The following is a 16,808-nucleotide window of genomic DNA, read 5'->3' as shown; positions in this document are numbered from 1 at the left end:
AAATATCTGAGCAAGTTCTCTGATAATCAGATTCACTGATATATCATCTTGGCAGATTCAGTATATCACGAATTGAACGATACAACAATTCCCGAATATCTGTTCATCAGAGACTTGCCCGGAGGGGCAGGAGGTAGAAGTGACATTATTTGAACAGGTAAAAGAATGTGTGACAGCCAGACAGGCTGCGGAGCATTACGGGATTAAAGTAAAAAGAAATGGAATGGCGTGTTGTCCGTTTCATAAAGACAGACACCCAAGTATGAAGGCAGATAAAATATATCACTGCTTTGCATGTGGAGTGGGCGGTGATGCGATAGATTTTACAGCAAGGTTATTTGGAATATCACAGTATGAAGCTGCGAAAAAGATGATAGAAGATTTTGGACTGGATATAAAAATCGAAGACAGAAACAAATACAAAAGGACGCACCAAAGCAGGAATACTTTGATATCAAAGAAACCTAAAGTTGTGATGATCAGAGAAAAACTGGAGCAGTGGTTGAAACATGCAACAGACGTGCTGATCAGATATCTGAAATGGATTCAGTTTTGGAAAGAGTTTTACAGACCAGAACCAGAAGAAGAGTGGCACGAATTATTTACGGAGGCATTGGCAAATGAAAGAAAGATAAATGACTATCTGGACGTGCTGATGTTTGGAACAGGAGAAGAGATTGTAGAGTTTTTCAAGATGAAGAGAAGGGAGGTTGAAAAAATTGAAGAAAGAATTAACGAATATCAGCGAGAAGTCCTTAATGGAATTAGAAGATATTGTGAACGAGGAGATGCTTACAGTAGAAGATGTCAATGATATGTTGGAGCATACGGATAAAGGAAGAACAAAGCAGACAATCAGAAATTGTGTAACGGTACTTCAAAATGATCCAGTGCTGAAAAAAGCAATTAAGAGGAATGAACTTTCCGGAAGAATGGACATTGTGAAAGAGGTGCCTTGGGAACGGAGAAGCGAGAGCCTCACAGTGACAGATACGGACGATAGTAATCTAAAGATGTATCTGGAAGATAATTATGAGATTACTAGTGAACGAGTAATAAAAAAAGGAGTAGATATTGTTTCCAATGAAAATAAGTATCATCCGATTCGAGATTATCTGGAGAGCCTAATGTGGGATGGCGTTCCACGTATTGAGAATTTACTTCCACGGTTTCTTGGAGCTGAAAAGAACAGTTATACGACTGGCGTGATGAAAATGCATATGCTGGCAGCAATATCCAGGATATATGAACCAGGAATAAAGTATGATATTATGCTTTGCCTGGTAGGAAGTCAGGGAGCTGGAAAATCTACATTTTTTAAATATCTGGCAATAAATGACGATTGGTTCAGTGACAATCTGGATCACCTGGATGATGAAAATATTTATAGGAAATTACAGAACCATTGGATTATAGAGATGGGAGAAATGAAAGCAACTGTTACTGCAAAGAACATTGAACAGATAAAATCGTTTCTAAGCAGACAGAAAGAAACTTACAAAGTTCCTTATGAGGTTTATCCAGAGGACAGACCACGACAGTGTGTATTTTGTGGAACATCGAATGACCTAAATTTTCTTCCATTGGATAGAACCGGAAACAGGAGATTTGCCCCAGTTATGACAGATATAACAAAAGCAAAAGTTCATATTCTAGACAATGAAGAAGAGAGCAGAGCTTATATTGTACAGGCATGGGCAGAGGCTATGGTGCTTTATCAACAGGGAAATGTATACCTCAGTTTTACAAAAGAGATTGAGGAAGAAGCGAAGAAACTGCAGAAAGAATTTATGCCGGAAGATACAAATGCAGGAATTATCCAGGCGTTTCTTGATGACTATGAAGACGATTATGTATGTACAAAGCTTTTGTTTGATGATGCACTGCATCGGACAGGTGAGATGAAACAATGGGAAAGCAAAGAAATTGCAAATATTATGAATAATGCAATAGAAGGATGGAAACAACACGGTACTCACCGTTTTGGAAAGGAATATGGCATCCAGCGGTCATGGAAACGAATAGAAGGTATTGAGAAAAAAGACAAAGACGGATTCATGGAAGTACCGGAACAGTTGGAGATACCGTTTGAGTAAAGATTATTGTAAACGATGTAAACGGAACTTGAAGGAAAAACTTAAAAAGTTAACTTTTAAAATCTTTTGAGCCCCGTTTACAAATTCCGTTTACAAACTGGAAAGGAGCAGACAATGATGAAACAGGGAAGATTAGGATATAACAGCAGCAATGGAAGATATGGATTATTATCATCAGACTTATGGATTGATACAGGATTTCATTGTGGAGAAGGACTGGAAGTGCTGGTAGATGATGAATGGGTACAGACCAGAATGGAGATGAATCTGGCAAGAGAATGGTATCTGGTGGGGACACCTTACTGCGGAAATCTGGAATATGTGCAGGCGAGAATATCGGAATAAACAGGTCTACGATTCGTTTCAGTCGGTGCAGAACAGACGTCCATAAGGACGTTATGCCCCCTGCAGGGCGCAAGGGGACTTTTGATGGACGGTACGGCTGTCGAAAGTGCTTTTGCGTTACTTTTGACAAAAGTAACAAAACCGCCGTATCCGGCGAAAGTTTCTTAAATATCGCCATGTCTGGCGTAAATAAAAATTATGTGCCATATCTGGCACTCAAACAGAAAAGAGGTGAGAAAATTTATGATGAAACGAACAATCAGTGGCATGATCGGAGCCGGTTCACTGGCTCATAACAGACGGGATTTTGTAGCAGAAAATGTAGATCCGGACAGAGTACAATTGAACATTTGTTATAAGAATGAGAATCTAAAAGAAGTTTATAAAGAGTTGTTTGACGATGCGGTGGAGAGATACAATATCGGGAAAAGAAAGGATCGGCAAATTGCAAATTATTATGAAAAAATCCGACAGGGCAAACAGGAGAAGCTGTTCCATGAAGTGATATTCCAGATTGGTAATCGTGAGGATATGGCGGTGGGAACAACAGAAGGAAATCTGGCTGTAAAGGTACTGGATGAATATGTAAAAGATTTCCAGAAGCGGAATCCGACACTTCGGGTATTTGGCTGCTATCTGCATCAGGACGAAGCTACTCCGCATCTGCATATTGACTTTGTTCCTTATGTGACCAACTGGAAGGGAAAAGGAATGGATACCAGAGTCTCACTGAAACAGGCATTGAAAAGTCTTGGATTTCAAGGCGGAAATAAGCATGATACAGAACTGAATCAGTGGATAAACCATGAAAAGGAAGTACTGGCGGAAATCGCAAAGCAACATGGAATTGAATGGGAGCAGAAAGGTACACATGAAGAGCATCTGGATGTTTACAATTTCAAAAAGAAAGAGCGTAAGAAGGAGGTGCAGGAACTGGAACAGGAAAAAGAAAATCTGACAGCAGAGAATGAAGGTCTGACTTCTCAGATTGCGGACGCAAGGGCAGATATTAAGCTTCTGGAAGAAGAAAAAATTCAGTTCCAGAAAGATAAAGAAACAGCGGAAAGACGTGCTGAGAAAGCAGAAACAGAATTGAAAAAACTGGAAGACAGAAGAGAATTTCTGCAACCGGTGATGGATAATGTCAGTAAGGAAATAAAAGAATATGGAATGATCAAAACATTTTTACCGGAAGCTACAGCATTGGAACGTGCGGTAACTTATCGGGAGAAGAAAATCAAACCATTGTTTATTGAAATGAAAAATAAAATCGGTGCAATGGCTGCACAGGTGAAAGAACTCACCAGAGAAAGAGATAACTGGAAAAGTAAGTTTCAGGAGAAAAAGAAGGAGTACGAAGATACAAAAAGTGAACTGGCAGAAGTTCAGAAAGATTATCAGAAATTGTCAGGTGAGAAAGAAATACTGCAGGGAATTGCAGACAGATATAACCGACTTTTACGCATGTTGGGGAAAGATATGGTAGAACGACTGGTGCAGGACGATATCCGGATGCAGGCGGAACTTGAAGCGAAAAAACAGAAAGAACAGAAAGAACAAATGCCGAAAAAAATAGGCGACCGCATACAATGGGCAAGAGAACGAAGTGAAGAACACAATGCACAGATAAAGAAGAATAAAACGAAATACAGAGGAATGGAGTTGTAAGAATATGAAGAAACAGATTTATGATGAAAAGAACGGACTGAGCTACACACTGCATGGAGATTATTATCTGCCGGATCTGGAAATCAATGAGGAAGAACCTGCATATGGAAAATATGGAATGATGCGAAAGCAGTTTCTGAAAGAACACCGGAGTGCAAGGTATCAGTATCTGGTACTGACCGGGAAACTGACGGAGCATTTAAATCAGGTTGATAAGGAAGCAAGAGAAAAAGTCGAGATACTGATGGAGCAGATGGTTGAACAGTGGGGAGTGACAGAAGAACTGAAGATGCAGGATCAGGTGGAATGGGTGAGGAGGATGAATAATATTAAGAATATTGCAGAAGAAAGTGTCATGAAAATTATATATTCATAGTAGTGGATAACCAATAAAAGGAAAAAAGCAAACGAAAGTATGTTCGTATTTTCGCTTGCTTTTTAAATTGCATTAGAGTATAATAGGGAAAAAACAGGTATAAATATATTCCCAGGAGTGATGAGAATGAGACAGGTACATATAAGAGTAGACGATGAGTTATATAATGAATTGAATTCTTATTCAGAAAAGAATGAACTGAGTATGCAGGACTGTGTCAGAGAAGCAGTAGCATATTATATGAGTGATGTAAAAAAGAAGAAGAATACAGGAAAAGAGAAAAAATTTACATTTATTGATCTTTTTGCCGGGATTGGTGGTATGCGTATTGCATTTGACCGGGCCGGCGGTCAATGTGTTTATTCAAGTGAATGGAACAAATACAGTCAGCAGACCTATTTTGCAAATTTTGGAGAACAGCCGGAAGGGGATATTACAAAAGTTAATGCTGCAGATATTCCGGATCATGACATTCTGGTTGCCGGATTTCCGTGTCAGCCTTTTTCAATAGCCGGGGTATCAAAGAAAAACAGTATGGGAAGAGCTACTGGATTTGAGGATAAAACACAGGGCACATTGTTTTTTGATGTCTGCAGGATATTGAAAGAAAAAAGACCAAAAGCATTTATGCTTGAAAATGTTAAAAATTTATGCAGCCATGATAAAGGAAGAACTTTTCAGGTAATCAGAGAGTCACTGGAAGAGTTGGACTATGAAATTTTCTATAAAGTTCTGGATGGACAGAATTATGTTCCTCAGCACAGAGAGAGAATATTAATTGTAGGATTTGACAGAGAACGCTATGGAGATAAAATTGATTTTGAGTTTAATCTTACACCACGTGTTCCAAAACCCGTTATGAGAGATATTCTTGATGAAGAAGTTGCAGATAAATACACATTGTCTGATAAATTGTGGACATATCTGCAGAATTACGCAGCAAAGCATCGGGCAGCCGGTAATGGATTTGGATATGGAATAGCCCCTTTGGATGGAGTGTCCCGGACATTGAGTGCCAGGTATTACAAAGATGGATCGGAAGTGCTTATTGCACAGGAAGGAAAGAATCCGAGAAGGTTGACTCCGAGAGAATGTGCAAGATTGCAGGGATTCCCGGATACATTTAAGATTCCTGTTTCGGATACACAGGCATATAAGCAATTTGGAAATTCTGTAGTCGTTCCATTAATGGGAGAAGTTGCAAAACTGATAGTTAACAACATTGAAACAATGGATAATGAGAAAGAACAGGATATACAGAGGAAGGTGATTTAAATGTCAGCAGGCTATGCGGAAATTGCGATAACATCAGTGTTAAACAGTGAAAAAAGCTTTTGCAAATTTCTTTCGGCAAATGATACAGGTGCGACCGGTGCTCATCAGTCGGGAATCCTGATTTCAAAAACTGCGATGGAAATGTTGTTCTCCAGAGAACAGCTTGAACAGGAGGGAATACCTAAAAGGACTGTAAAAATAAAATGGCAGAATGATTTTGAAACGGAAAGCTGTTTTACTTATTATGCAAGTAAAAACGAACTTAGAATAACAAGATTTGGACGAGGATTTCCGTTCCTGCATATAAATCAGACAGGTTCGTTGTTTGTTTTTACAAAACAGGCAGAAGAAAACTACAGTGGATATTTCTTGGATACAGAAGAGGAAATTGAGGAATTTCTTAATGCGTTTGGCATCAGTCCGACAGAAACAAACAGTTTGATAAATGTTGAAAATGTCCGGGCAGAAACACAGGAACAAATAGCAATTCAGGAATTTATAGCAAATCTTGAGGTGGATTTTCCAACGTCAGAAGAAATGTCAGCTACTGCAAGATATATACAGGACAGAGCTTATGATCATATTGAATATATACAGACAAATCCGGACAGGAAAATAATTGACTGGACTAATATGGAGTATACGCTGTTTCGTGCTCTGGAGTATGCAAGATATGGAGACATTATAACTAAGGGATTTTCAGATGTGGATGAATTTGTAAAAGTTGCAAATATGGTCTTGAACAGAAGAAAGAGCAGAGCAGGAAAAAGTCTTGAACATCATCTTGCTGCGATATTTGATGGAAATGCCATTCAGTATTCAGCTCAGACGGTGACAGAAGGAAACAAGAAACCAGATTTTATATTTCCTTCAGGAGAGGCATACCATAACAGCAGTTTTGATATTCAGAAACTAGTAACGCTTGCAGCTAAAACTACATGTAAAGATCGTTGGAGACAGGTCTTGAATGAGGCGAACAGATTAAAAGATTCACCCAAATATCTTTGTACGTTACAACAGGGAATCTCAGGAGCACAGATGGATGAGATGCAGGCTGAAAATGTAGTATTAGTAGTTCCGGAACCATATATTGTATCTTATCCGAAAGACAGACGGGACAGAATCTGGACCATTGCACGTTTTGTGAAGTATATACAGGAAATCGAGGGATAATATGGACATCAAGAGTCCGGAAGAACGTAGCAAAAATATGGCAGCGATACATTCCAAGAATACGAAGCCGGAAATATATCTGAGAAAATTATTGTTTGCCAGAGGTTACAGATATGGCGTGAATTCAAAAAGTGTGCCGGGGCATCCGGATATATACATGAGAAAATATAATACAGCAATTTTTGTACATGGGTGTTTCTGGCACAGGCACGAGGGATGCAAATATGCTTACATGCCAAGATCAAGGGTAGAATTCTGGCAGAAAAAGTTTGACGCAAATATAAAGAGGGATGAATGTGTTCGAAAAGAATTGATGCGTAAAAAAGTCAAAGTAGTAATTGTGTGGGAATGCACAATAAAGAAAATGAAAAAAGATGAAGAATTCCGAGAAGATAAATTGCATCAACTGGAGGATTATTTGCAGAATGAACAATATAGCTTGGAGATTTGAAAAATAATTTCAGTGATTAGTGTAACTTGTTTTAATCGGAAAAGAATGATATACTGATAATTATCAGCACTCAACAAAAGAGAGTGCTAAGGAAGGAGCGCGGAAAATGAGTTTGCAGACATATTTTAAAGAATTTAACAAAGTAATAAAAATGGATTATGACGTTAAAAGTGAACTGAAAGAAAAAAGAGATATTTTATTAGGTATATTAAGAAATGATGACGATATGCCTGCATTTGATGAGTACAATCAGGGGAGTTATAGTATGCATCTGGGGGTTGAACCACTGGATAAAGAATATGATATAGATGTAGGTTTACGTTTTCATGTTAATCGTGATGATTATGAACCAATGGACCTGAAAGAGAAAATAAGAGATCTGTTAAAAAATCATACTGAGTATGGCGCAAAAATAAAAAAACCATGTGTGACAGTAACATACAAGAAAGATGGCGAAGCTGCATATCATGTGGATTTAGTTACTTACGTTTATGAAGACAAAGATGATTCTGACAGTCAGTTATATCTTGCACGTGGAAAAAACAGGGATTCAGAAGAAACATGCTGGGAGAAATCTGATCCGGTCGGGCTTGTAGAATATGTTAATGATAAATATAAAGGTGACGATAACAAAGAAGATCGCGAACAATTTCGCAGAGTAGTAAGATATATAAAACGTTGGAAAAATAAGAAATTCAGTAGTTCAGGAAATGCAGAACCACCAAGCATAGCAATTACGTTAATTGCTGTAGATCATTTTGAAGCTTCAAAAAAATATGATTATATAGAAGAAAAATATTGTTATGATGATTTACAGGCTGTGATTAGTTTTGCAAAAGAAATTCAAAAGCTGTTTGTGTTTAAAGAAGTGAATGAAAATGGACGATTAATGTATACTATAGAATACAATTTGCCTTCTTCATTGAACTTTGAATCCGATGTTAATCTCTTCAGAAAGATGTCAGATAATTATATGACAGATTTTAAAGAAAAGATTGATGATTTGGTTGATGATCTGGAAGCTGTAAAAAGTGAAACAGATGAAGTGGAACAGTGTAAGATGCTGAGTAAAATTTTTGGAGATGATTTCCCGATTCCGGAAAAGAAAAATGCAGCCAAAAAACAAATGAATTTTATACCTTCAACAAGTGCATCAGGAGTAGATTAAGATGTTTTCACCAGAAGAACTCAAACGAATCTTACAGGAAAGTGATGTTATAAAAAATGTAAGCATTATAAAAGAGGCTAAATTATTTGAAAATGTCTATCAGACAGTTTTGCAGGGAGAACTGGTAATAAATGAAAGAGAATCGTTTGTTGTATATATAGCAGTTCCGGAAAAATGGTATAGAGATTTAGTGGATATATATGTTGCAGATTATAATGAACTTGTTTATATGCCGCATATAGATAATAAAGGAAAACTGTGTTTGTTTGAAACGGAAGGTATTTTGATAGATCAGAATTTACCTGGAATTATGATGCAATCATTATTGCGTGCACAGACAATTTTGAAACAAGGTTTTTCTGGAGAAAATAAAAACGATTTTATAAATGAATTTGAATTATACTGGGCTCAACTGAAAGATTGCAGAATTGCACATTTGGCAGTAGAAACAGATAGAAAAAATCGTATCGTAAAAGGGGGCATTAAAAAAAGTTCCAAAAGGAAAAAAGAAAAACAGATAGAGTATATAAAGAGATGCAAAAAAGCACCGATTTATATTGGAGAAAATGTTGAAAGTTTAAAACGTTGGAATCTGGAAAAAACGCCAGTCATGAATATAGCATATTTTGTAATATATTCTGAAAAATATATTTTCCCACCGGACATAAGAAAAAAACTGTCGATAGATTATTTGAATGCTCTTTTACATTTTGTGCCGGAGGGAGAACTTGCTTCAATTATGCCACGTTCTCGACAAGATAGAATTATTGTGTTTGAAATTCATCAGCCATCAGGACAGACACATTTTGTAGGAATGTATATAAAAGGTGGCATGTTAAAAGAGACTTCTCTGGAAAAAGTAGAAGAATTGCAGCCGTTGCTTATGGAAAGAGCTGATAAAAAGTTTTTGATGAAGCGTGTAACAGAACAGGACAGCGAAAACTATAAAAAAAGAATACTTATAATAGGCTGCGGTTCGATTGGTGGACATGTTATATGCGAGCTCGCAAAAGCAGGATATGAGGATCTTACTATTGTTGATTATGAGAAGTTGACGGAAGAAAATATATTCAGGCATGTGTTGGGAATGGAATATGTTAATCGTTACAAGTGCGAAGCTTTGAACACATATATACAAAAAAATATTCCGGAAGTAAAGATAACGACGTTGGCGGAAAGAATTGAAGATGCAATTACAGAAGAAGATATTAATTTTGAAGACTATAATCTGATTATCTCAGCGGCAGGAAATCATAATTTAAATCGTTGGATTAATTCATGGATACAAAATAACAAAATCAAAGTGCCGGTTGTTTATTTGTGGAATGAAGTATATGGTATTGGAAATCATGCTGCATATATAAAATATGGAAATTGTGGATGTTATGAATGTTTTTTTGACCGGGATGAAGAAACAGGAGAACTATATGACAAAACATCGTACTGCATGAGGGGACAGATTATAACGGAAAGTGCGGGAGGGTGTGGAAAGACTTACGTGCCATATGGAAATTTGGTTTCACTAAAAACAATGTTACTTTGTTTAAAGATGGTCAAAAATATTTTTGAAGAAAACCTCGATGACAATTTACTGATATCTTTAAAAGGAGATAGTGACTATCTGGAAAAACATAATCTGGAAACATCTGGCCGATATTTGCGACAACAGGAACAGATTAAAATATTGACTGGTAAGCAATTTGTAAATATTAATTGTGGTGTATGTAATGATTGTAACGGAAAGTAAAAACAGAAAAATAAAGATATGCGATCAAATATTGGAAGAAATATATAGTCAGATCCAGAAGAATGATTATGATCCAGAGAAAGGTGGAATTATAGTCGGACGGGAAAATCTGAATAATGAAAATATAATTCTTGAGTATATATCTAAACCATTAAAAAATGATATATGTACCAGAACCAGATATACCAGAAAAGATGAAGGGCATTTAAAATATTTTGAAAAATTGTATAATGAAAATAATGGTGTGTATGCATATTGGGGGGAATGGCATACACATCCGGAAGATATACCACATTATTCAATTATAGATTTAAAAAATTGGAAACGTATTGGTAAAGAAGATCCTAAAGGGGTACAATATCATATCATTGCCGGACGTAAAGCATTCAGCATATGGAGAATGCAAAAAGGAAAGCTTTGCCCGAAAAAAATATGTGAGGTAAAATGGAATGAAATCAATTTATGAAAGGATAAAAAATAATATCAGACCAATATTACAACTTCTGTTGCTTGTTGGTGTGTTCTTTGCTCCGAGAATATTTAAAATTACAGAGTTAATAAAGACCCCGCCTAAGCTGGAAGCGTCACAAAAAATATGTGATTATATTTTTTACTTTGCCTGGAAAGGTGGAGATTGGGCAATTGGTGTTTTCTTTTTAATAGTAGTATTGTTTATAATTAGAAAGTGGAATAAAACATATATGTTTAATAGAGGAAACTATTATAAACAGTACAGATATGGGTGGTATCGGATATGTTCAAAGATATTGGGGTACTCGGAATGTAACCTTATTCAGGTGCCGATATATATGCAATTTAAACTGGTGCTGAATGATACGTTCGATAAATATAATTGCGGAGAGTTTGATAAAAAAGAAAATGATACCATTTCAGTAAGTAAATCAAATTTTTCGCATGAAACAGATGAAGTGAATGTAATGATTTCTGATACATATCCTCTTTCATTGAGCCAATTACCGGAAATAAAGAAAAATATACCGACATTATTAATATCGCGTAATAATACTAATGATGTTAACAGATATGATAGTCCTGAATTAGTAAGGTGCGTTGTTAATGAAGTCAGGAGCTTAAATAATAATATAAAAAAAGTAAATGTTTATGCCACAACTAATCCATTAAATACAAAGAATATTGCCAGCAGTGCTTTTAAACTTGGAGGAAGAGATAATTTTAATGAAGTAAGAGTTTTCCAGCAAGAAAGGGATGGAATAAGAAAATTTAATAATAAGGGAATTGTCGTTTATAAAAGATAAGTCAGTGATAACACCATGATAACAAAATCCCCAAAAACCACACGGATACAGTGGAAAATCCGGACTTTCCCCCACAAATCACACGAAAAATCATCATTTGCACACCGCAATACGCCAGTCTGATATCGTGAAGGTGGACGTACTGTAGGATCAGGACGTGTTGCTACAATCATCGAGTAATCACTGATTAATATATATTGAGTACCGTAAGGTACATTGTGTCCAAACGTAAGATACCCCGGAACCGTAAGGTTTCCGGGGTTTTTCTGTTGAACAGAAGATTAAAATAAGGCTGTAAAGAATAGCAAATAAACTAAAAACAGGCAGGTATGGGAAGAAAATGAAAATCTTCGCAGATCTGCCTGTGATACTGTTATGATACTATTTCTGTTCGTTATTGGAAAATTTCTGTGTTAAGAGTTCATCTCGTTTACGGATTCGTGTTTCAAAATCCAGTTCTTCAATTTCTTTATGGGTGACAGGTTTGGAAGTGTAGTATTCCAACGTCTGTTTCTTCCACATATCAAACATATCTTTACCTGTGAAATAAGATTCCAGGCTTTCTCTGTTCTCCTGCAGATCAGCAAGAAAATTACACATATCTGCGTTTAAAGAATGTTCCGGATCATTTCCATAAAAGTGAAGTCCGGCATACCATTTCTGCGTTTCTGTTTCTATATCACCGGGAAGTTTATTATTTATATCCAGTTCATACCGGAGTTCATTGGATTCATTCATCTGCAGTAAAACCCAAAGAATATCGCTGAGAGTAGAAATCTGTACTTTATTTTCAGATAATCCAAATAACCAGTCCAGTGAGACATGAAATTTCTGAGCAATAGTCAATAACACATCATTGGAGGGAGTAACCACACCATTTTCATAACTGGATAAAGTTGACTGACGTATACCAATAGCTGCGGAAAAGTTTTTTTGATTCATCTTCAGATCAGTTCGTAGCTCTTTTATTTTTTCTGAAATAGATGATTCCTGCATATTATCCACCTCCTTAAAAGCTCTAGTAGATATGGGGAGTAATCCCCATATCTACTAGAGAGATCACTATTTGCCGGATCTGGTTTTGAACGAAGCAGAACCGACATATGGAAAATATGGAATGTTACGAAAGCAGTTCTTAAAAGAACACAGATCAGCAAGGTATCAGTATCTGTTATTGACTGGAAAACTGAATGAACATCTGAACCAGACAGATCAGGAAGCCAGAGAACAGGTGGAAATGCTTATGAAACAGATGGCAGAAAAAAAGGGTGTAACTGAAGAATTAAAGGTACAGGATCAGATGAAGTGGGTTGGGTTAATGAATAATATAAAAGTTAGTGCAGAAGAGATTATATTGAAAAACATGGTATATGTGTGAGTGTGAGAGAAGAGATCGCTCTTTTACACTTTTGTATATATCAGAATAGCATTTTAGAAAACACTATGGTAAAATAAGGTGAAGGTAAATCGGAATTGCAGATTTAGAAAAATTGAGGGTATTTGAAAAAAGATTGTAACCCTTAAGAGGCGAGAGTAAATATGGTTTATAGGAAATCTTGTGCTGTTACACTTTCTTGACATTTTCATGACTGTTCTAAGGATATTTTTACATTTGCCTGAGCTATACTTTAGCCATACCGAACAACCGGTAAATAAAAAATCAGGAGGAACTAAAATGATGAACAGATTATTCAAAAGAGGAATGTTAATAGCACTTGCAGCAGCAATGACTACATCCGCAGGTGTTCCTGCCATGGCTGCCCAGAAGGAGACACAGGAGGAGACAGTGACTACATCAGAGGTAACACAAACAAATGTAGATTATGGTTCTCTCACTCAGAAGGAGATTGAAGAGTTTAACTCCATTTATGACCGACTTGACGCTATCGACAAAGAGGTAATGAAAGATGCAGATGGTCTTTCTGATGAAGATATCTATGCCAGATACGATCAGTATCAGGATGAAACCGATACCCTCATGGATCGCCTTGAGGAGCTTGATAAAAAAGCCGGGTGGATCGACAACGAGGAATATGAATATTCCGAGGATGAGTATAATGCTCTGTACGATACAGGCAAGCTCACCGCAGAGGAAGCAGAACAGCTTCAGAAAGCATATGAAAGAATCGAAGAAATTGATGCGGAAGTGTGGACGGACGATGATCTTTCAGACGATGAGATCGAAGCCCGCTATGCAAAGTATGATGACGAGATTACATCACTGAACGCACAGATTGAAACGCTTGAAAAGAAAGCGGGTTGGTATGAGGGATACTATGGAAATTTGAGCGAAGATGAAATCAATCAGCTTAACAGTATTTACAATAAAATTGATGCAATCTATGACAATATTTATAACGGCTCTGATAACCTCTCTGAAGAGGAATTTGCTTCTCGCTATGCGAAGTATTCAGATGAGATTGATGCTTTGGAGGCACAGGCAATCGCTCTTGAAGCGAAAGCAGGTGGAACTAAAATACAGATATACTGATTTTGAAAGATATAATATGGGGAATCTCACAGAATTTCTGAGGGGCTCCCCTCATGTGGGATTAAAGATATGGCAAAAAAAATCTATTTGGCAGATGATGAACAGGATATACGAGAAATACTCACAGAATTTTTATCCAATGCCGGATATGAGGTAACAGCATACAAGAATGGTGATACACTCTTTTCTGCTTTTCAGGAGAAGCCCTGTGATCTTGTTATTCTTGATATTATGATGCCGGGTTCAGACGGTCTTTCCATATGTAAAAAGCTAAGGACAATATCATCAGTTCCTATTATTATTTTGACGGCAAAGGATTCAGAGTCTGACCATATGAAGGGATTTATGTATGGAGGGGATGACTATCTGATTAAGCCATTTTCGCCGTCACTTCTTGTTGTCCGGGTAAATGCGTTGTTCCGAAGAGTTGAAATGAATATACCGGTAAAGGCAGATATTTCCTTTGGTGATGTGTGTTTTTCATGGGAGAAGCATAATGCCATTGTGAAAGAGCATGATATTGGTCTGACTATGACAGAATTTTCGCTTCTGGGATGTCTTATGGAACATGGTGGAACGGCAATCCCCCGGAATGAAATTCTCGACAAAGTATGGGGAATAGATTCTACGGAGATAGAAACCAGAGTTGTCGATGAGACAGTAAGAAGAGTCAGGCAGAAAATGAAGACCGCAGGCAGCAAAGTTCGCATTAGTGCTGTCTGGGGCTATGGCTATAAACTGGAGGATTGTAATGAATAAGACACGTTATAAAATTGCCACACTTACAGGTTCCGCCGTTATGGCAGCCATGCTTTTGAGCCTGCTGATTCTGAACATAGTTTTTAATAAAAAAATAGAGCTGAGAGCTGAGAATGCAATTAAAAACGTTTTTACTTTGGATTCAGACGAATATTTGAATTACGAATCTGAAAATGATACGGGCTCTTTATATTATGCCTCACTTGTATATATGGGGGCAGATTCAGAAAACAGGGATGACATATATCAGATTCTGACACCCAAAGAGAAGAAACTTATTGACTGGTATGAAACACACCCGTCTGATGAAATGCAAAGGGCAAAAATTAACGAAGCAACTTATTATATGAAAGCCAGAACAGAGTATTACGAAGACAGCAATGAGAGATTACTTGCTTATGTGGATGTTACCGGCGAACCAGAACTCATAAAAGAAATCAGTTTTGGTGTTTTGCTGGATGCTTTTGTCATTGCCGCTCTCGGTGCTGCCATTGGATATTTTCTCGGGAAAAAACTTGAACAAAATGACAAAGCTCAGAAGACCTTTTTTGAAAATACATCTCACGAATTAAAAACCCCGCTTATGGCAATTTGCGGATATGCGGAGGAGATTGAAATGGGAGTCATTACCGATTATTCTCAAGCGGGCAGAATGATAGTGTCTCAGACGGAGCGTATGAGTAAACTTATTGAGGATATCCTGTATTTATCAAAAATGGAAAGCGGTACGGAACCATTAAAGTGTGAACCAATAGAAATGGCATCACTGGTTCAAGATATTTTGATGCCGCTTGAAGGAATTGTGAACAGGCGAAACCTTTCAGTATCGTTAGAACTGGACGAAGGATATGTCAACGGAGACCCGGAGAAGCTGGAACACGCTGTTGCTAACCTGATAACTAATTCCGTAAAATATGCGTGTAGTCAAATCGAAATATCGTGGAAAAATCAAGTCCTTTCCATCTGGAACGATGGAGGAGAACTTAGCACAGAGGATTTTTCCCATATGTTTGAACGTTTTCATACGGGACAAAACGGAAACAGCGGAATAGGGCTTGCCCTCTCAAAAGAAATCGTTGAAATGCACGGATGGAAACTTAGTGCGAAAAATGACAGGCATGGCATATGTTTATCAATGGTATGCCACAGTTAATTTAGGAACAATCAGGTTTACAGCTTCCAGTTTGTTGAGATGTTGCAAAATTTGGAATCAGGAGAGAATAAGAATGATTAACAATTTAATGTACATAGAATTAAAAATGGGATATTCTGATGATGATCCGGCATGGATTGGATATGTCAAAACTTCAAAAAGTAGAATAAAAATTTTTTGACATTTCTGCACATGCGTGCTAATATGATTATAGAAAAAGAGTGCTACCGATAGACGGTTAGTCCGATATATGTTTTGACAAAAATTGCCGCTTAGTTTACCAGACCAGGGCGGCTATTTTTGTGGTTTAGTTTCTTCGAATTGAGTTTACCTGACGACGATCCAGTCTATACCCTGAAAAAAGTGATGGAGGAATTAGATTTTTCTGGCTTGTTAGCCAATTGTTCAGATAAGGGAAGAACCGGGTACAACCCAATTATGATGTATGCTGTAGTTACCTATGCAAATATGCGTGGAATACGTTCTGTTGACCGTATTGTTGATCTGTGTGAAAGAGACCTTGCTTTTATCTGGCTGACGCGCGGACAAAAACCGAAACGTGATGCTTTTTATGACTTTAAAAACAGGAAGCTGACATCTGATGTCCTGGATGACCTGAATTACCAGTTTATGCGGCGGCTGCAGAAAGAAGGGCTGGTCACATTAAAAGAACTTTTTATTGACGGTACAAAGATAGAGGCAAATGCGAACCGTTATACTTTTGTATGGCGTGGAAGCATCAATTATCATCTGGCAGGACTTCTGGACTCTATCGACCAGCTTTTTGAAAAATATAATTCTTTTTTGCAGGAGAATGATTATGGAACAA

Annotated in this window: 18 protein-coding genes; 17 read left to right on the top strand and 1 reads right to left on the bottom strand. The window is 37.2% G+C overall.

The features are described from left to right. Nucleotides 1–139: 139 nt before the first annotated feature. From DXC01_RS17425 to DXC01_RS17370, 12 genes are all read left to right on the top strand, one after another. On the top strand, nucleotides 140–814 hold the full coding sequence (locus DXC01_RS17425) for a CHC2 zinc finger domain-containing protein (protein ID WP_118045957.1): 675 nt from the start codon (nucleotides 140–142) through the stop codon (nucleotides 812–814). Further along, a complete protein-coding gene (locus tag DXC01_RS17420) occupies nucleotides 759–2,096 on the top strand; it encodes a virulence-associated E family protein (RefSeq protein ID WP_118045955.1) in 1,338 nt (445 codons plus the stop codon). Before DXC01_RS17425 ends, DXC01_RS17420 begins: the two co-directional genes overlap by 56 nt. Nucleotides 2,097–2,213: 117 nt before the next feature. After that, nucleotides 2,214–2,441: a DUF5348 domain-containing protein gene (locus DXC01_RS17415; RefSeq protein ID WP_118699468.1), complete on the top strand. Its 228-nt coding sequence runs from the start codon at nucleotides 2,214–2,216 to the stop codon at nucleotides 2,439–2,441. Nucleotides 2,442–2,684: 243 nt separating this feature from the next. Next, a complete protein-coding gene (locus DXC01_RS17410; RefSeq protein ID WP_279221582.1) occupies nucleotides 2,685–4,109 on the top strand; it encodes a plasmid recombination protein in 1,425 nt (474 codons plus the stop codon). 4 nt (nucleotides 4,110–4,113) lie between these two features. Next, entirely contained in the window at nucleotides 4,114–4,485 is a 372-nt protein-coding gene (locus DXC01_RS17405; RefSeq protein ID WP_118045951.1) for a TnpV protein, read from the top strand. A 126-nt stretch (nucleotides 4,486–4,611) separates the two neighbouring features. Further along, nucleotides 4,612–5,760, top strand: coding sequence for a DNA (cytosine-5-)-methyltransferase (gene dcm, locus DXC01_RS17400; RefSeq protein WP_118045949.1), 1,149 nt, complete (start codon nucleotides 4,612–4,614; stop codon nucleotides 5,758–5,760). Then, nucleotides 5,761–6,933 carry a type II restriction endonuclease gene (locus tag DXC01_RS17395; RefSeq protein ID WP_118699466.1) on the top strand — a complete coding sequence of 391 codons (1,173 nt, stop codon included), beginning with the start codon at nucleotides 5,761–5,763 and terminating at the stop codon, nucleotides 6,931–6,933. A 37-nt stretch (nucleotides 6,934–6,970) separates the two neighbouring features. Continuing rightward, a complete protein-coding gene (locus DXC01_RS17390) occupies nucleotides 6,971–7,384 on the top strand; it encodes a very short patch repair endonuclease (RefSeq protein WP_243111659.1) in 414 nt (137 codons plus the stop codon). A gap of 106 nt (nucleotides 7,385–7,490) precedes the next feature. After that, complete coding sequence (locus tag DXC01_RS17385; RefSeq protein WP_118045944.1) at nucleotides 7,491–8,552, top strand: nucleotidyltransferase domain-containing protein; 1,062 nt, start codon at nucleotides 7,491–7,493, stop codon at nucleotides 8,550–8,552. Nucleotide 8,553: 1 nt separating this feature from the next. Next, nucleotides 8,554–10,299, top strand: coding sequence for a ThiF family adenylyltransferase (locus DXC01_RS17380; RefSeq protein WP_118045942.1), 1,746 nt, complete (start codon nucleotides 8,554–8,556; stop codon nucleotides 10,297–10,299). Next, the gene (locus DXC01_RS17375; RefSeq protein WP_118045941.1) at nucleotides 10,280–10,765 is read left to right on the top strand and encodes a Mov34/MPN/PAD-1 family protein; all 486 of its coding nucleotides are present in this window, start codon (nucleotides 10,280–10,282) and stop codon (nucleotides 10,763–10,765) included. The genes DXC01_RS17380 and DXC01_RS17375 overlap by 20 nt, the downstream gene beginning before the upstream one ends. Beyond that, complete coding sequence (locus DXC01_RS17370; RefSeq protein ID WP_072446966.1) at nucleotides 10,749–11,576, top strand: hypothetical protein; 828 nt, start codon at nucleotides 10,749–10,751, stop codon at nucleotides 11,574–11,576. The genes DXC01_RS17375 and DXC01_RS17370 overlap by 17 nt, the downstream gene beginning before the upstream one ends. 381 nt (nucleotides 11,577–11,957) lie before the next feature. Here the strand turns inward: DXC01_RS17370 and DXC01_RS17365 are convergent, their stop codons facing one another. Then, a complete protein-coding gene (locus tag DXC01_RS17365) occupies nucleotides 11,958–12,572 on the bottom strand; it encodes a helix-turn-helix domain-containing protein (protein WP_118699465.1) in 615 nt (204 codons plus the stop codon). A 121-nt stretch (nucleotides 12,573–12,693) separates the two neighbouring features. Between DXC01_RS17365 and DXC01_RS17360 the strand changes: the two genes are divergently transcribed. The 5 genes from DXC01_RS17360 to DXC01_RS20770 all read left to right on the top strand — a co-directional run. Continuing rightward, nucleotides 12,694–12,954, top strand: a complete 261-nt coding sequence (locus tag DXC01_RS17360; protein ID WP_243111660.1) for a TnpV protein — start codon at nucleotides 12,694–12,696, stop codon at nucleotides 12,952–12,954. A 297-nt stretch (nucleotides 12,955–13,251) separates the two neighbouring features. After that, nucleotides 13,252–14,067 carry a hypothetical protein gene (locus DXC01_RS17355; protein ID WP_118699463.1) on the top strand — a complete coding sequence of 272 codons (816 nt, stop codon included), beginning with the start codon at nucleotides 13,252–13,254 and terminating at the stop codon, nucleotides 14,065–14,067. Nucleotides 14,068–14,136: 69 nt separating this feature from the next. Next, nucleotides 14,137–14,826 (top strand): response regulator transcription factor, encoded by a 690-nt coding sequence (locus DXC01_RS17350; RefSeq protein ID WP_019163079.1) that lies wholly within the window; start codon nucleotides 14,137–14,139, stop codon nucleotides 14,824–14,826. Further along, nucleotides 14,819–15,979: a sensor histidine kinase gene (locus DXC01_RS17345; RefSeq protein WP_158565339.1), complete on the top strand. Its 1,161-nt coding sequence runs from the start codon at nucleotides 14,819–14,821 to the stop codon at nucleotides 15,977–15,979. Before DXC01_RS17350 ends, DXC01_RS17345 begins: the two co-directional genes overlap by 8 nt. A 300-nt stretch (nucleotides 15,980–16,279) precedes the next feature. Then, nucleotides 16,280–16,808: transposase (locus tag DXC01_RS20770; protein ID WP_442857941.1), on the top strand; the 529-nt coding region annotated here is incomplete at its 3' end.

Source organism: Blautia sp. OM07-19 (assembly GCF_003481595.1).
GTDB classification, from domain to species: domain Bacteria; phylum Bacillota; class Clostridia; order Lachnospirales; family Lachnospiraceae; genus Blautia_A; species Blautia_A intestinihominis.
The sequence above is the reverse complement of the archived record's forward strand: the minus strand, read 5'-3'. Positions and strand labels throughout refer to the sequence as shown.

What these genes read in the sequence shown, in the direction of transcription:
- DXC01_RS17420 (WP_118045955.1), top strand. Translation starts at nt 759, where the DNA reads ATGGAATTAGAAGATATTGTGAACGAGGAGATGCTTACAGTAGAAGAT.
- DXC01_RS17415 (WP_118699468.1), top strand. Translation starts at nt 2,214, where the DNA reads ATGAAACAGGGAAGATTAGGATATAACAGCAGCAATGGAAGATATGGA.
- DXC01_RS17410 (WP_279221582.1), top strand. Translation starts at nt 2,685, where the DNA reads ATGATGAAACGAACAATCAGTGGCATGATCGGAGCCGGTTCACTGGCT.
- DXC01_RS17405 (WP_118045951.1), top strand. Translation starts at nt 4,114, where the DNA reads ATGAAGAAACAGATTTATGATGAAAAGAACGGACTGAGCTACACACTG.
- dcm (WP_118045949.1), top strand. Translation starts at nt 4,612, where the DNA reads ATGAGACAGGTACATATAAGAGTAGACGATGAGTTATATAATGAATTG.
- DXC01_RS17395 (WP_118699466.1), top strand. Translation starts at nt 5,761, where the DNA reads ATGTCAGCAGGCTATGCGGAAATTGCGATAACATCAGTGTTAAACAGT.
- DXC01_RS17390 (WP_243111659.1), top strand. Translation starts at nt 6,971, where the DNA reads ATGGCAGCGATACATTCCAAGAATACGAAGCCGGAAATATATCTGAGA.
- DXC01_RS17385 (WP_118045944.1), top strand. Translation starts at nt 7,491, where the DNA reads ATGAGTTTGCAGACATATTTTAAAGAATTTAACAAAGTAATAAAAATG.
- DXC01_RS17380 (WP_118045942.1), top strand. Translation starts at nt 8,554, where the DNA reads ATGTTTTCACCAGAAGAACTCAAACGAATCTTACAGGAAAGTGATGTT.
- DXC01_RS17375 (WP_118045941.1), top strand. Translation starts at nt 10,280, where the DNA reads ATGATTGTAACGGAAAGTAAAAACAGAAAAATAAAGATATGCGATCAA.
- DXC01_RS17370 (WP_072446966.1), top strand. Translation starts at nt 10,749, where the DNA reads ATGAAATCAATTTATGAAAGGATAAAAAATAATATCAGACCAATATTA.
- DXC01_RS17365 (WP_118699465.1), bottom strand. Translation starts at nt 12,572, where the DNA reads ATGCAGGAATCATCTATTTCAGAAAAAATAAAAGAGCTACGAACTGAT.
- DXC01_RS17360 (WP_243111660.1), top strand. Translation starts at nt 12,694, where the DNA reads ATGTTACGAAAGCAGTTCTTAAAAGAACACAGATCAGCAAGGTATCAG.
- DXC01_RS17355 (WP_118699463.1), top strand. Translation starts at nt 13,252, where the DNA reads ATGATGAACAGATTATTCAAAAGAGGAATGTTAATAGCACTTGCAGCA.
- DXC01_RS17350 (WP_019163079.1), top strand. Translation starts at nt 14,137, where the DNA reads ATGGCAAAAAAAATCTATTTGGCAGATGATGAACAGGATATACGAGAA.
- DXC01_RS17345 (WP_158565339.1), top strand. Translation starts at nt 14,819, where the DNA reads ATGAATAAGACACGTTATAAAATTGCCACACTTACAGGTTCCGCCGTT.